General features: G+C 70.1%; 14 protein-coding genes. 5 read left to right on the forward strand and 9 right to left on the reverse strand.

The window, feature by feature from the left end; translation table 11 throughout:
- The first annotated feature begins 211 nt into the window (after positions 1-211).
- Positions 212-1954 (forward strand): lysine--tRNA ligase, encoded by a 1743-nt coding sequence (gene lysS / locus ACZ7L6_RS23320; RefSeq protein ID WP_471926886.1) that lies wholly within the window; start codon positions 212-214, stop codon positions 1952-1954.
- 66 nt (positions 1955-2020) lie between these two features.
- Here lysS and ACZ7L6_RS23325 read toward each other — a convergent pair whose 3' ends face one another.
- The 3 genes from ACZ7L6_RS23325 to ACZ7L6_RS23335 all read right to left on the reverse strand — a co-directional run bounded on the left by ACZ7L6_RS23325 (position 2021) and on the right by ACZ7L6_RS23335 (position 5592).
- Positions 2021-3457, reverse strand: a complete 1437-nt coding sequence (locus ACZ7L6_RS23325; RefSeq protein ID WP_471926888.1) for a DUF2637 domain-containing protein — start codon at positions 3455-3457, stop codon at positions 2021-2023.
- Positions 3458-3651: 194 nt separating this feature from the next.
- Positions 3652-4545, reverse strand: a complete 894-nt coding sequence (locus ACZ7L6_RS23330; RefSeq protein ID WP_471926890.1) for a DUF3558 family protein — start codon at positions 4543-4545, stop codon at positions 3652-3654.
- Positions 4546-4683: 138 nt separating this feature from the next.
- Entirely contained in the window at positions 4684-5592 is a 909-nt protein-coding gene (locus ACZ7L6_RS23335) for a DUF3558 domain-containing protein (protein ID WP_471926892.1), read from the reverse strand.
- A gap of 215 nt (positions 5593-5807) precedes the next feature.
- Between ACZ7L6_RS23335 and ACZ7L6_RS23340 the strand changes: the two genes are divergently transcribed.
- Positions 5808-7001 carry an RtcB family protein gene (locus tag ACZ7L6_RS23340; protein WP_471926894.1) on the forward strand — a complete coding sequence of 398 codons (1194 nt, stop codon included), beginning with the start codon at positions 5808-5810 and terminating at the stop codon, positions 6999-7001.
- A gap of 58 nt (positions 7002-7059) precedes the next feature.
- Here the strand turns inward: ACZ7L6_RS23340 and ACZ7L6_RS23345 are convergent, their stop codons facing one another.
- The 3 genes from ACZ7L6_RS23345 to ACZ7L6_RS23355 are packed head-to-tail and all read right to left on the reverse strand — an operon-like array spanning position 7060 to position 9256.
- Positions 7060-8325 (reverse strand): GNAT family N-acetyltransferase, encoded by a 1266-nt coding sequence (locus ACZ7L6_RS23345; RefSeq protein WP_471926896.1) that lies wholly within the window; start codon positions 8323-8325, stop codon positions 7060-7062.
- Positions 8326-8336: 11 nt separating this feature from the next.
- Positions 8337-8480 carry a hypothetical protein gene (locus tag ACZ7L6_RS23350; protein ID WP_471926898.1) on the reverse strand — a complete coding sequence of 48 codons (144 nt, stop codon included), beginning with the start codon at positions 8478-8480 and terminating at the stop codon, positions 8337-8339.
- Entirely contained in the window at positions 8480-9256 is a 777-nt protein-coding gene (locus tag ACZ7L6_RS23355; RefSeq protein ID WP_471926900.1) for an SDR family NAD(P)-dependent oxidoreductase, read from the reverse strand. Before ACZ7L6_RS23355 ends, ACZ7L6_RS23350 begins: the two co-directional genes overlap by 1 nt.
- Before the next feature lie 104 nt (positions 9257-9360).
- Here ACZ7L6_RS23355 and ACZ7L6_RS23360 point away from each other — a divergent pair, with 104 nt between their 5' ends.
- Positions 9361-9789: an ester cyclase gene (locus ACZ7L6_RS23360; protein WP_471926902.1), complete on the forward strand. Its 429-nt coding sequence runs from the start codon at positions 9361-9363 to the stop codon at positions 9787-9789.
- 21 nt (positions 9790-9810) lie between these two features.
- Here the strand turns inward: ACZ7L6_RS23360 and ACZ7L6_RS23365 are convergent, their stop codons facing one another.
- Positions 9811-10146 carry a YnfA family protein gene (locus ACZ7L6_RS23365; protein WP_471926904.1) on the reverse strand — a complete coding sequence of 112 codons (336 nt, stop codon included), beginning with the start codon at positions 10144-10146 and terminating at the stop codon, positions 9811-9813.
- Positions 10147-10281: 135 nt separating this feature from the next.
- On the opposite strand from ACZ7L6_RS23365, the gene ACZ7L6_RS23370 reads away from it, so the two are divergent.
- A complete protein-coding gene (locus ACZ7L6_RS23370) occupies positions 10282-10761 on the forward strand; it encodes a hypothetical protein (RefSeq protein WP_471926906.1) in 480 nt (159 codons plus the stop codon).
- A 23-nt stretch (positions 10762-10784) separates the two neighbouring features.
- On the opposite strand, the gene ACZ7L6_RS23375 is transcribed toward ACZ7L6_RS23370, so the two are convergent.
- Entirely contained in the window at positions 10785-11192 is a 408-nt protein-coding gene (locus ACZ7L6_RS23375) for a winged helix-turn-helix transcriptional regulator (protein ID WP_471926908.1), read from the reverse strand.
- 132 nt (positions 11193-11324) lie between these two features.
- On the opposite strand from ACZ7L6_RS23375, the gene ACZ7L6_RS23380 reads away from it, so the two are divergent.
- Positions 11325-12215: an NADP-dependent oxidoreductase gene (locus ACZ7L6_RS23380; protein WP_471926910.1), complete on the forward strand. Its 891-nt coding sequence runs from the start codon at positions 11325-11327 to the stop codon at positions 12213-12215.
- Positions 12216-12475: 260 nt separating this feature from the next.
- On the opposite strand, the gene ACZ7L6_RS23385 is transcribed toward ACZ7L6_RS23380, so the two are convergent.
- Complete coding sequence (locus ACZ7L6_RS23385; protein ID WP_471926912.1) at positions 12476-13291, reverse strand: DUF6597 domain-containing transcriptional factor; 816 nt, start codon at positions 13289-13291, stop codon at positions 12476-12478.
- Between the last annotated feature and the right edge of the window lie 14 nt (positions 13292-13305).

Consider the following 13305-nt stretch of genomic DNA (forward strand, 5'->3'; position numbering starts at 1 on the left):
ATGGATAGACACGGTCAGTATCCCATGGGGGGTAAAGGGGTTTTTGCGGCTAGGAGCTCGGGGGTTCTGTGCATCGCCGGGTGCGGGTTGTGTGTGGCTCTTCGCGCAGTTCCCCGAGCTCTGAAAAGGCGTTTTCGTCGTTGCCGTCGGAGCTGGGACAATGGGGGCGCCAGCCGTTGACCGTACCGGCTGCTTCAGGAGAAAGAAGGACGTGCCGATCGTGGCTCAGAGCACCGAGACCACCGACTGGGTCTCCCGTTTCGCGGATGAGGTCATCGAGGAGTCGGAGCGTCGGGCCCCGGGCAAACCGGTCGTCGTCGCGTCCGGGCTCTCCCCCTCCGGGCCCATCCACCTCGGCAACCTGCGCGAGGTAATGACCCCGCACCTGGTCGCCGACGAGATCCGGCGGCGCGGGTATCAGGTCCGGCACCTGATCTCCTGGGACGACTACGACCGGTACCGGAAGGTGCCGGCCGGTATCGCGGGCGTCGACGAGTCCTGGGCCGAGCACATCGGCAAGCCGCTGACCTCCGTGCCGGCGCCGAAGGGCTCCTCGTACCCGAACTGGGCCGAGCACTTCAAGGCGGCGATGATCGACTCCCTCGCCGAGCTGGGCGTGGAGTTCGACGGGATCAGCCAGACCGCGCAGTACACCTCCGGCGTGTACCGCGAGCAGATCCTGCACGCCATGAAGCACCGGCACGACATCGACGCCGTTCTCGCGCAGTACCGCACCAAGCCGAAGGCCGGTGCCAAGAAGTCGCAGAAGCCGGTCGACGAGGCCGAGCTGGAGGCCGCCGAGGGGTCGGGCGCGGCCAGTGAGGACGACGGCAGCTCCGGGTCCGCCGGGTACTTCCCGTACAAGCCCTACTGCGGCAACTGCGAGAAGGACCTCACCACGGTCACCTCGTACATCGACGACACCACCGAGCTGTCGTACTCCTGCAACGAGTGCGGCTTCTCCGAGACCGTCCGGCTCAACGAGTTCAACCGCGGCAAGCTGGTCTGGAAGGTCGACTGGCCCATGCGGTGGGCCTACGAGGGGGTTGTGTTCGAGCCGAGCGGTGTCGATCACTCGTCTCCGGGGTCGAGCTTCCAGGTCGGCGGGCAGATCGTCGGGATCTTCGGCGGGAAGCAGCCGATCGGGCCGATGTACGCGTTCGTCGGGATCTCCGGGATGGCGAAGATGTCGTCCTCGCGGGGTGGGGTGCCCACCCCCGCGGACGCTCTGAAGATCATGGAGCCGCAGCTTCTGCGGTGGCTGTACGCCCGGCGCAGGCCCAACCAGTCCTTCAAGATCGCCTTCGACCAGGAGATCCAGCGGCTCTACGACGAGTGGGACAAGCTGGACGGGAAGGTGGCGGACGAATCCGCTCTCCCCGCCGACGTCGCCGCGCACTCGCGTGCCGTGCGGACGGCCGCGGGTGAGCTGCCGCGTACGCCGCGGCCGCTGCCGTACCGGACGCTCGCGTCCGTCGCGGACATCACCGCCGGGCACCAGGACCAGGCGCTGCGGATCCTCTCCGAGCTCGACCCGGAGAACCCGCTGGCGTCGCTGGACGAGGCGCGGCCCCGGTACGACAAGGCCGAGGCCTGGATCAACACCCACGTACCTGCCGACCAGCGGACGATCGTCCGGGACGAGCCGGACGCCGAGCTGCTGAAGTCCCTCGACGAGGCGTCCCAGCAGTCGGTACGGCTGCTGCTCGACGGGCTCGCCGAGCACTGGTCGCTGGACGGGCTGACCCACCTTGTGTACGGCGTGCCCAAGGTGCAGGCCGGGTTCTCCGCGGACGCGACGCCCAAGGAGCTGCCGGCCGAGATCAAGACGGCTCAGCGGTCGTTCTTCGCTCTGCTGTACCACCTGCTGGTGGGGCGGGACACGGGGCCGCGGCTGCCTACGCTGCTGTTGGCGGTGGGGCAGGAGCGGGTGCGGCGCCTGCTCGGTGAGTAAGGCTGTAAGCGGTACGGGAAAGGGGCCCTCGGATCGAGGGCCCCTTTCCTTGTTCCCTTGTGCCGGTCAGGCGATGTGCTCGTCCGTCAGTTCCGCGTTGAGGCGGTTGGAGAAGCGGTTCACCATGCGCTTGGCCTCGGCCTCGTCGAGCGTGACGCCGTACGTCGCCTCCACGTCGGCGATCAGGCCGCGCGGAGTGGGCGCTCCGTTCCCGCTCTTTATCGACTCACGGAAGACCAGGTAGTAGTCCTCCTCGGTCGGCTCCGGAGTGCCTCCGCCCTCCCCGAGCTCGCGGGTCCGGCCGGGAGTCACCGGGATGGGGAAGGTGCCGGTCTCCTCCGGAGCGGGCTCCTGGGGCGGCGGTTCCTCCTGGTACTGGTCCTGGTACTGCTCCGCCTGGAGCTGCTCCTGGTACCAGTCCTCGTAGTGTTCCTGGGGCTCGTACGTCGGGTTGTAGCTGCCGTGGTACTCGACCTGGCGGGGGGTGTTGAACCAGTCCTGCACGTATTCCGGTTGCTCGGCGTGCGGGTTGCTGCCGAGCTCGGGGCGCTGCCCGCCGTGGGGTGCCGCTCTCTGTGGGACGGGCGCCGCCCCAGCGGCACGACTGCCCGCAGCGGCGGCGTCGGCCGCGTTGCCCGGAGCTGCTACGGCAGCGCTGCCCGCGGCTGCGATGGCGGCGCTGCCCGGAGCTGCCGTGGCGGGGCTGGCCGTGGCTGTCATGCCCGCGCTGCCTGGAACTGCTCCGGCACTCCTGCCCGCCGCTACGAGCGTCGCATCCGCCATGCCCGCCGCAGGCGCTGCGTCCAAGGCCTGCTTCGGTGTCGGAGGGAGCAGGGCCGGCTCGATTCCCGCCGCCGCCAAGCCTGCCGGGGCCGTCTCCGCCAGTGGGACTCCGTACCGCGCCAGGCGCAGCGGCATCAGGGACTCCACCGGTGCCTTGCGGCGCCACGCGCGGCCGAAGCGGGAGCGTAGGCGGGCCTGGTAGACCAGGCGTTCCTGCTCCAGCTTGATGACCTGCTCGTAGGAGCGGAGCTCCCACAGCTTCATGCGGCGCCAGAGGAGGAATGTGGGGACCGGCGACAGGAGCCAGCGGGTCAGGCGTACGCCCTCCATGTGTTTGTCGGCCGTGATGTCCGCGATGCGGCCGATCGCGTGGCGGGCCGCCTCCACCGCCACCACGAACAGCACCGGGATCACGGCGTGCATGCCCACACCCAGCGGGTCCGGCCAGGCCGCCGCGCCGTTGAAGGCGATCGTCGCCGCCGTCAGCAGCCACGCCGTCTGGCGCAGCAGGGGGAACGGGATGCGGATCCACGTCAGGAGCAGGTCCAGGGCCAGCAGGACGCAGATGCCCGCGTCGATGCCGATCGGGAACACATAACTGAAGTTCCCGAAGCCCTTCTTGATCGCCAGCTCCCGGACGGCCGCGTACGAACCGGCGAAGCCGATGCCGGCGATGATCACGGCGCCGAACACGACCACGCCGATGAGAACGCGGTGCATCCGAGTCAGCTGCGGTGGCCCGGCCACTCGTACTCCCCTCCCCATGCATGTTGTTGCGCGCAACAGAGTGGCACATCCGTGCGGCGAACGGATTGCCGGGACGGCACGAGCCCGGTCCCTGGTGGGGGCCGGGCTCGTGCAAAGGGTGGGGCTGAGCTGCGACTTGTGACTCGGCGGTGGGGCAGGTGTGACGGTCAGCTCTTCTTTGCCGCTGACTTGGACGGGGAGCTCGACGCCGTCTTCGAGGGGCTGCTGGACGGGGACTTCGAGGGAGACTTCGAAGCCGACTTCGAAGGGGTGCTGCTCGGCGTGCCCGCGCTGCCGCCGCTGCCGTTGGCCTTCGCCACCGCGGCCACCGCCTCCTTGGCCGCCTTCTGGGCCAGCTTGTTCAGGGTGTCGGCGCTCGGGGTCTTGTCACCGGCCAGACCGGCGCCGTTGTAGTCGAGCGTCACGACGACGTTCTCGACCCGGGCCACGACCGTCTGCTGCTTGAAGGCGCCTTCCTTCTTCTTCAGGTCGTAGCGCACCGCCGTCGCCTCGTCGCCCACCCCGGCGACCGGCTCGGACTTCACGTTCTTCGCACCGCTCACCGACCGGGCGTCCTGGATCTGCGTCTCGTAGTAGTCCCGCGCCAGCTTGTCGGCCGATCCGCGTGTGACGTCCGAGTCGAAGCGCAGCAGGGAGACGTTGAGCCAGCGGAACTGCGAGCCCTTCACGCCGTTGTTGTCGAGGCTGCTCCAGGAGCAGGAGCCACGCGTCCCGATGTCGTCCGACGAGCCCTTCTTGCCCGACTTCGCCTTCGGGACCAGGTCCTCCAGCGTCTTCTTCGCCAGCACCTTGCACGGCTGCGGCAGCGACGCGTACGCGGCCGCCTGCACCGTCGGCGACGGACTCGCGGACGCCGACGCCGAGGCCTTCGCGCTGCTGTCCGCCGCGGCGTCGTCCGAACCGGAGTCCGAGGAACAGCCCGCGGCTATCAGCATCACGGGGACGACGCCCGCGGCGACAAGGACGCGGTGAAGACCCTTCACCCGCTGCTCACGCTGCTCACACCGCTCATGCTGGTCTCGCTCTGCTGCTCGCTGCATGGTTCCTTCACTCATGACTGACACTCGTGGTTCCTGCGGTTCGGATCGGGTCCGAGGGGCCACGGTACGCGGTGAAGAAGGTGTGTGGTCTCGTTTCGGTTACGTCGCACGCGGGTGCACGGGGGCTGCCGAGGGGCGCTACTCCGCCAGCGCGTCCGCCAGTTGCGCGGCCAGATTCCGGGCCCTGTCCTGCAATTCCTCGCTGTCCGGGACCGTGCCGACGGTCGCCGGCTGCTCCTCGTACACGATCCTCACGATCACGTTGGACGTGCGGAACGCCACAGTCACCGTGCGCTGCTGAGCCGTCGAACCGGAGCTGCCGAGCTCGTCGTCGATGAACGCCTCGTCCCCGAGATCGTCGAGGACACGGGGCTGAAGCTCGGCCGGGGTCGCGCCGTCGGTGGAACTGGAGGCGGAGGGATCGGACGAGGCGGAGGAGGAAGGGGACGAGCCGGACGAAGCGGACTTGGACGCCGAAGTCGAAGCCGAGGGAGAGGGCGAGCCGCTCGGACCGGTGGACGAGCCCCCTTCGGCGCCCTCGGCGCTCCCGGCAGCCGCGGCGCTCGCGCTGCCGTCGACGGCGCCGGAACTCGTCGGCACGGGAAGGTCGGCCGCCTCGCGCTGCGTCGCGAAGAGCTGCTCCGCCTGGGTGTCGTCGCTGACCGTCTTGTCGTACGACACCACGCGCTCGAAGTCGACGGAGAGGTGATCCGTCGCCTCCGCCGACTCCACCTTCCAACGGCAGCCGGCCTTGCGGTCCGTGTCGAAGGTCAGCGTCGGCGTGCCCTCGTACGCCTTCTCGCGCTGCTCCTCGTCCGTGAGCTCCTTGATGCCGGGCAGCAGCGCGTCGAGCGTGTCCTCGCCGACCACGCCGCACGGTTCGGGCAGCGTGCGGTACCGGCCGGGCTCGGCCGCCGCGGTCGCCGTACCGGCATCGCCGGGGTTGGAGTCGTCCGTCGTGCCGCCGTCGTCGGAGCTGCCGGTGCAGCCGGCCAGCAGTGCCGCGAGGAGCGCGGCGACGCCGGTTACGTACGCCTTCCGCTGCACGGTCAGGCTCCTCTCGACGGTGTCCGTGTGACCGGCGCGTTGCCGGTCTTCCAGTGTCCCCGCTGGTTATTCGCTTGCTGTGCGGGGGCGCTCCCTGGAGACAATGTGTATCGCACGCACTGCCGTGGACGCCGGTCCGTTGTCCCATTTCGCCGACCTGGCGCCGGTTTTGCGATTTCAGACTTGTGTTTTGTTTCCGGGGGATAGAGGACGATATGTCGTACGTGGAGATGCCGGGCGCCAAGGTCCCGATCCGTATGTGGACCGACCCGGCGACGGTCGAGGAAGTGGCCCTGCAGCAGCTGCGCAACGTCGCGACCCTGCCGTGGATCAAGGGCCTCGCCGTGATGCCGGACGTGCATTACGGGAAGGGGGCGACGGTCGGGTCCGTCATCGCGATGCGGGGGGCCGTGTGTCCCGCGGCGGTGGGAGTGGACATCGGCTGCGGGATGTCGGCGGTCAAGACGTCCCTCACGGTGAATGACCTGCCGGGGGATCTGTCGCGGCTGCGGTCGAAGATCGAGCAGGCTATTCCGGTGGGGCGGGGGATGCATGACGATCCCGTGGATCCGGGGCGGCTGCACGGGCTCCCCACCGCTGGGTGGGACGACTTCTGGGGGCGGTTCGACGGAGTTGCCGAGGCGGTCAGGTTCCGTCAGGAACGTGCCGGAAAGCAGATGGGAACGCTCGGTGGGGGCAACCACTTTGTGGAAGTCTGCACGGATACGACCGGTTCTGTCTGGCTGATGCTGCACTCCGGTTCCCGGAACATCGGCAAGGAACTGGCCGAGCACCACATCGGCGTGGCCCAGAAGCTCCCGCACAACCAGGGCCTGGTCGACCGTGACCTCGCCGTCTTCGTGGCGGACACCCCGCAGATGGCGGCGTACCGGAACGACCTGTTCTGGGCGCAGGAGTACGCCAAGTACAACCGCACGATCATGATGGCGCTCCTGAAGGACGTGATCCGCAAGGAGTTCAAGAAGGCCAAGCCGGCCTTCGAGCCCGAGATCAGCGCACATCACAACTACGTGGCCGAGGAGCGCTACGACGGCATGGACCTGCTCGTGACCCGTAAGGGCGCGATCCGGGCGGGCTCCGGCGAGTACGGCATCATCCCGGGCTCGATGGGCACGGGTTCGTACATCGTGAAGGGTCTCGGGAACCCGATGTCCTTCAACTCGGCCTCGCACGGCGCGGGTCGGCGCATGAGCCGGAACGCGGCGAAGCGGCGCTTCTCGACGAAGGACCTGGAGGAGCAGACGCGGGGCGTGGAGTGTCGTAAGGACTCCGGTGTCGTGGACGAGATTCCGGGTGCGTACAAGCCGATCGAGCAGGTCATCGATCAGCAGCGTGACCTCGTGGAGGTCGTGGCGAAGCTGAAGCAGGTCGTCTGTGTGAAGGGCTGACGAGTGAGGCCCCCGGCGGGAACCGGGGGCCTCACTCATGTCATTGATCCCTTGTGGGTCACGCGAGCCGCTTCTCCAGCAGCGTCACCGCGTACGGGCTGCCCGACCCGCCGTCCTTCGCCCGCTGTTCGCCGACGACCGTGTAGCCCGCCGACTCGTAGTACGCGCGCAGGCGTGGGTTGGAGGCGAGGCAGTCCAGGCGGGCGAAGGGGCGGCCCTCTGCCGCGATGCGTGCTTCCGCCTGGGCCAGCATGGCGCGGCCCGTGCCGGGTGGAGCCGTGTGAGGGGTGGTCATGAGGCGGTGGATGTAGCCCGCGTCGGCTGGGCGGGGGCCCCAGGCCGCGGGGTCGGTCCACCAGAGTTCCCAGGCGCCGGCGACATGGCCGTTCGCGTGGGCCAGCCAGACCTCGCCCTCCTCCATACGGTGGCGGAAGTGGGCCTCGTCCTTCTCGCCGGGGCGCCATTGGTCGATTCCGCGGGCGAGTTGCCACAGGGCGGCCGAGTCGCGGAGGTGGACCAGGAGGGCGGCGTCGGAGGGGGTGGCCTCGCGGTAGGTCAGGGGTGGCCAGGTGGTCGGGGATGGTTCCAGGAGGTGGGTGCGGAGGGTTCGGGCGAGGGAGGGTGCGTCGAGGTCCAGGGTGTGGGTGACGTAGTCCTCGACCGAGCCGTAGCGGGCGGTGAGGGACGACAGGAACAGGCGCATCACCGAGGCGGGGGCCCGGCCGTAGCCCAGCCATGTCGGTTCTCGGCCGTCGTTCCTCGCCCGCCAGTCGGCGAGGAGCGCCGGGGCCGCCAGCTCGGTGAGGCTGAAGTCCTCGATGACGGTGCTGTCGTCGACGCCGAGCAGGCCCAGGATCAGCGCTGCCAGCAGACCCGTACGGTCCTTGCCGGAGGCGCAGTGGAAGACCAGGGGTTCGTCCGCCTCCGCCGCCTCCGTCACGAGCTCCAGTGCCCTGCGGATCTCCTTCGTGCCGTCCTGCGCCACTTCCATGTAGCGCTCGGCCAGGTAGGGGCCGACGTCCACCTCGGGGCCCAACGCGGCCTGGTGGTACGGGCGGTGCTCGATGCTGAGGTTGTGGTAGGCGAAGGAGGCGTCGTGCGGGATGCGGCCGTTCCTGTCGATCTCCCAGGGGTAGCGCAGGTCGATCACCGTGCGGATGCCCAGGGAGCGGAACCGGGACCAGTCCGGGGTGGCTTCCGCCAGCTTGCCCAGGGAGTCGGAGCGGTAGAGGCGGCCGGGGCGGACACGGCGGCCGTCCGCGGCCGGGTAACCGCCCAGGTCGCGGAAGTTGTGCAGGGCGTCGAAGCGTATGTGTCTGTCCACGCTGCGTGACCCTACTTCGGTGCGTGCGTCACCGCGTAGATCATTACGAACGCCACGATGTGGATGCCGAAGAGGAAGTAGCCGAGCCACCACCACATCTGGCGTTCGTTGTGCGGGTCCTTCGCCCTGGTGTCGTCTCCGCCCTCGCCGGCCATCACAGTTCCCTGTGGACCTTCGTGTTGGAGGCCTGGGCGCGCGGGCGCACGACCAGGAGGTCGATGTTGACGTGGCTGGGGCGGGTGACCGCCCAGGTGATCGTGTCGGCCACGTCGTCGGCCGTGAGGGGCTCGGCGACGCCCTGGTAGACCTTCTCCGCCTTCTCCTTGTCACCGGCGAAGCGCGTGAGGGCGAACTCGTCCGTCCTGACCATGCCGGGCGCGATCTCGATGACGCGGACCGGGCGGCCGACGATCTCCAGGCGGAGGGTCTCGGCGAGGACGTGGGCGCCGTGCTTGGCGGCGACGTAGCCCGCGCCGCCCTCGTAGGTGGCGTGGCCCGCGGTCGAGGACACGACCACGACCGTGCCGTCGCCGCTCGCCTCCAGCTTCGGGAGCAGGGCCTGGGTCAGGTTCAGGGTGCCGATGACGTTCGTCTCGTACATCGTGCGCCAGTCGGCCGGGTCCCCGGTGGCGACGGGGTCGGCCCCGAGTGCGCCGCCGGCGTTGTTGACGAGGACGCCGATGGTCTTGAAGGCCGTGGCGAACTCGTCGACCGCGGCGCGGTCGGTGACGTCCAGCTGGTACGCCGTCGCCGATCCGCCGGTCGCGGTGATCTCTTCCGCCAGCGCCTCGATGCGGTCCTTGCGGCGGGCGGTCAGGACGACGCGGTAGCCGGCCGCGGCGAGCTGCCGTGCCGTGGCGGCGCCGATTCCGCTGCTCGCACCGGTGACGACGGCGATGCGGGAGGCGGCGGACGGGGCTGCGGTGGGCATGGCTGCTCCTCGTGCGTGGTCGAGTCGGGAGACTGTCCGGCCAGGATAGGCGGGCGGTGCGGTGGGACAATGAGATGGGTGATCCCCTGGAGCGGAGGTGGATCATGGGACAGGCGCGTGAGGTCATGGACCGGCTCACGGACGCGGTGACCACACACCCGGATCCGAAGGCCCTCGGCGAGCTGTACGCGGAGGACGCGGTGGCCGTCACCCCTGACGGCGGTGAGATCCGGGGGCGCGACAACATCGTCGCGTACTGGCGTCAGATGACGGAGGCGATTCCGGACGGGACGTACGAGACGCTGCATGCGTACGAGGTCGGGGACACGGCCATCGACGAGGGGTTCTTCAGCGGACGCAACACCGGGCCCATTCAGTTGCCCACCGGGGAGACCCTTCCCCCGACCCAGAAGGAGATCAAGATCCGCGGGGTGGACCTCGCCACCGTCAAGGACGGCAGGATCGTGGAGTACCGGCTCTACTTCGACGAGATGGACTTCCTGGAGCAGCTGGGGCTGCTTCCGCCGTCCTGAGCCGTAGTTCCCGGAGTTCTTTCACTCGCCCCGCGGCGCATACATGATCACGGCCATGCCCGCGAGGCAGATCAGCGCGCCCGTCACGTCCCAGCGGTCGGGGCGGTAGCCGTCCGCGACCATGCCCCAGGCGAGTGAGCCGGCGACGAAGACGCCGCCGTACGCGGCGAGGATGCGGCCGAAGTCGGCGTCGGGCTGGAGCGTGGCGACGAAGCCGTAGGCGCCGAGGGCCATGACGCCTGCCCCCATCCAGAGCCAGCCGCGGTGTTCGCGCACGCCCTGCCAGACCAGCCAGGCGCCGCCGATCTCGAAGAGCGCGGCGACGGCGAACAGGGCGGCGGAGCGGAGGATGAGCATGGGGGCAGCCTGGCATGCCGGTCGGCGGGGGTGGGCGGGGCCTCGCGTCACCTGTTGGACGGCGCCTGTCGGTGGCTCCGCGGGGGATACATCCGTACGACCACGAAGGCCACGGTGCGGTGAGGAGCGGGCGGTATGCGGAGGGTTGCAGGGGTGCTCGCGGGCTGCGGCGCGGCGATGGTGGCGGTGGGGGGCGCGGCTGTGGGCGCCTGGGCCGTGGGCGGTGCGGAGGCCGGGCTCGCCTATCACGGTTCCGCCGCCTTGTCGGCCGGCCGGGTCGACGTACGGTTCACGCCGCACCGTTCCGGGCCGAGCGCCCTGCCGGACTCGACGGCGACGGTACGGCTGCGCTGGTCGGAGCCGCTGGCGGAGCGGCAGGCGCTGCCGGAGGGGTGTGCGCGTGAGGGGGAGCGGGCTGTGTTGTGCCCGGTGGGGGTGCTGGACGCGGACGGGGTGGGGGAGCCGATCGATCTCGGGGTGCGGCTGCGGGGGACGCCGTCGGAGGTGCTGCTGGAGTTCGACACGGTGCGCAGCGGCACGGCGGTGGACGGTGACCGGAGCGAGGAGCGGCAGCGGGTGCTGGTGCTGGACACGGGGGACACGTACTACTTCTGACCGGCTGCGGTGAGGTGCGGGGCCTAGTTGTCCAGGTTCTCACTGTCGTAGCGCTCGCGGGCCTCGTGGACCTCGTCGAAGTGGGTCTCCGCCCAGTCCTTCACCGCGGTCAGCAGCAGGGCCAGATTGTGGCCCAGGGGGGTGAGTTCGTAGTCGACGCGGACCGGGACGGACGCGGTGACGGTGCGGGTGAGGAGGCCGTCGCGTTCCAGTGAGCGCAGGGTCTGGGTCAGCATCTTGGGGCTGACCCCGGCGATCTTGCGGCCGAGGTCGCTGTAGCGCAGGGGGCCGGGGGCGAGGGCGGAGACGACGAGGCTGACCCACTTGTCGCTGATGCGGTCCAGGAGCTGGTTGGTGGGGCAGCTCTTGAGGAACGCGTCGTACTCGATGCGCGCCTGTTCGCGGCGCTGGGCCGCCGTCATGGTCGCCATGGCTCACCTCCGAGGTACATACGCACTCTCAGGTAACTACTTACTAGAAGATAGTAGCTCTTCCTAGGGTTGTCGCAACGGCGGGAGAACATCCGAACTCCTGACGAACCTGACAAACCAAGGAGAGTCGCTGTGCGTGCTGTTGTGGTGAACTCGTTCGGCGGGCCGGAAGCCGTGGAGGTCGTGGAGACCGAGGTGCCGGAGCCCGGCGCGAGGGAGATACGGATCAAGGTCGCGGCGGCCGCGCTCAACCCGGTGGACGCAGGCGTGCGGTCCGGCGTCTTCGGGGGCGCGGGCAAGCGGATCGGGCTCGGCTGGGACGTCGCGGGGACGGTTGACGCGGTGGGTGTGGCCAGTTCCTGGCAGGTCGGGGACCAGGTCGTGGCGCTCGACTACGGCATGGTCAAGCCGCTGGGCACACATGCGGAGTACGTCGTCGTGGACACGGACGCCGCGGCCAAGGCGCCGGCCACGGTGGACGCCGTCCACGCGGCGACGCTGCCGCTGAACGCGCTGACCGCCGTACAGGCTCTGGATCTGCTGGAGTTGGCGCCGGGGCAGTCGCTGCTGGTGACGGGGGCGGCGGGGGCGGTCGGTGGGTACGCCGTCCAACTGGCCGCGCACCGGGGGATATCGGTGACCGCCCTGGCGCGGGAGGCGGACGAGGAGTTCGTACGATCGCTGGGGGCGGCGGAGTTCGTGAGCGGGGCGGTGGGAGCGGGGAGCGTGGACGCGGTGCTGGACGCGGCGGTGCTGGGGGAGCCGGCGTTGGGCTGGGTGCGGGACGGGGGCGTGTACGTGGGGGCCATTCCGCAGGCGCAGCCCGGTGCTGTGCGGGGGGTTCGGACCGATGCGGTCGAGGTGAGTGCCGATGGGGGGCGGTTGGCCGAGTTGGTGCGGCTGGTGGATGGCGGGGTGCTGACTACTCGGGTGGCTGAGACGTTCGCGCTGGAGGACGCGGCCAAGGCGCATGCGCGGCTTGAGGGGGGTGGGGTTCGGGGGCGGTTGGTGCTGGTGCCGTGAGTCGGGGGTGCCGGTGGGTGGGTGTGTCGGGCCGGTGGGCTGGGTGCCCGGCGTCGGGGCTGGCCGGGGGTGGGTCGCGCAGCCCGGCGCTGACGGGGTGCCGCTGCGCTGCCTCGCCCCCGCCGCCCCTACCCGTCCCCTCCCGGGCTGCCGCCCCCAGGCCCCCGCTTCGGCCCTGAAGGGGCCTCGTCCTCAAACGCCGGACGGGCTGAGATGCCGGGAGGCACAACTGCCCGCAGCTGAGTGGCATGGTTGCCGCCTCACCGCACCCCCTGTGCATACGCCGTGGGCGGCACCCCCACTGTCGCCGTGAAGTCCCGGACGAGGTGGGCCTGGTCGGCGTAGCCGAGGGCGGTGGCGAGGGTGGCCCAGTCGACGTCCTGTTGGGTGCCGGCGTGTTCCAGGGCCTCGTGGATGCGGTAGCGGAGGATGCACCACTTGGGGCTGACGCCGACGTAGGCGGAGAAGAGCCGTTGCAGGGCCCGCACCGACAGGCCCTGCGCGCGGGCGAAGTCGCCGACGCGGCGCACGGTGCGGTCGGTGCGGATGCGCTGGACGAAGGTGGTGGCGAGGTCGGCCTGGGGGTCCGGGGCGCAGGGGAGGGAGAGGAGGAAGGTGTCGAGGGCGGCCACCTTGGCTGGGTCGTCGGACCGGGTGACGATCGCATGGGCGGTGTCGGCCGTGGCCTGCGGGAAGACGTCCTGGGCGGGCAGTGCCGTGCCCGTCCAGCGGGACACCGGCGCGTCGGGGGCGTAGGGCCGGAAGCCGCCGGGGCGGAACTTGACCCCGCAGACCCGGCCCCGACCGGTCAGCTTCCTGGTGTACAGGCCGAGGGCGACCCCGGTGACCTCGCTGTAGGGCGGGCCTTCGTCCTCGTCCCACTGGAACGTGAGGTTGACGGCCGGGTGCGGGACGATGTGGGAGGCGTAGGGCTCGGGCAGGTCCCAGTCGATGAGCCAGTACCACTCGATGTACCGGCGCAGCGGCTCGGCGGGTTCGTGGCGGCGGAAGCGGACGCGGCTGAGCAGTCCGGACGGGTCGACGATCCCGCGGGTGTCGTGGCGGGGTTCGGCCATGACCGGATCGTACG

The organism is Streptomyces sp. NPDC107522, from assembly GCF_055657525.1.

Bases quoted from the DNA above. Each gene is read 5' to 3' on its own strand.
- ACZ7L6_RS23360 (WP_471926902.1), top strand. From the start codon at position 9,361: ATGGGACAGGCGCGTGAGGTCATGGACCGGCTCACGGACGCGGTGACC.
- ACZ7L6_RS23365 (WP_471926904.1), bottom strand. From the start codon at position 10,146: ATGCTCATCCTCCGCTCCGCCGCCCTGTTCGCCGTCGCCGCGCTCTTC.
- ACZ7L6_RS23340 (WP_471926894.1), top strand. From the start codon at position 5,808: ATGTCGTACGTGGAGATGCCGGGCGCCAAGGTCCCGATCCGTATGTGG.
- ACZ7L6_RS23370 (WP_471926906.1), top strand. From the start codon at position 10,282: ATGCGGAGGGTTGCAGGGGTGCTCGCGGGCTGCGGCGCGGCGATGGTG.
- ACZ7L6_RS23355 (WP_471926900.1), bottom strand. From the start codon at position 9,256: ATGCCCACCGCAGCCCCGTCCGCCGCCTCCCGCATCGCCGTCGTCACC.
- ACZ7L6_RS23330 (WP_471926890.1), bottom strand. From the start codon at position 4,545: ATGCAGCGAGCAGCAGAGCGAGACCAGCATGAGCGGTGTGAGCAGCGT.
- ACZ7L6_RS23350 (WP_471926898.1), bottom strand. From the start codon at position 8,480: ATGGCCGGCGAGGGCGGAGACGACACCAGGGCGAAGGACCCGCACAAC.
- ACZ7L6_RS23325 (WP_471926888.1), bottom strand. From the start codon at position 3,457: ATGCACCGCGTTCTCATCGGCGTGGTCGTGTTCGGCGCCGTGATCATC.
- ACZ7L6_RS23385 (WP_471926912.1), bottom strand. From the start codon at position 13,291: ATGGCCGAACCCCGCCACGACACCCGCGGGATCGTCGACCCGTCCGGA.
- ACZ7L6_RS23375 (WP_471926908.1), bottom strand. From the start codon at position 11,192: ATGGCGACCATGACGGCGGCCCAGCGCCGCGAACAGGCGCGCATCGAG.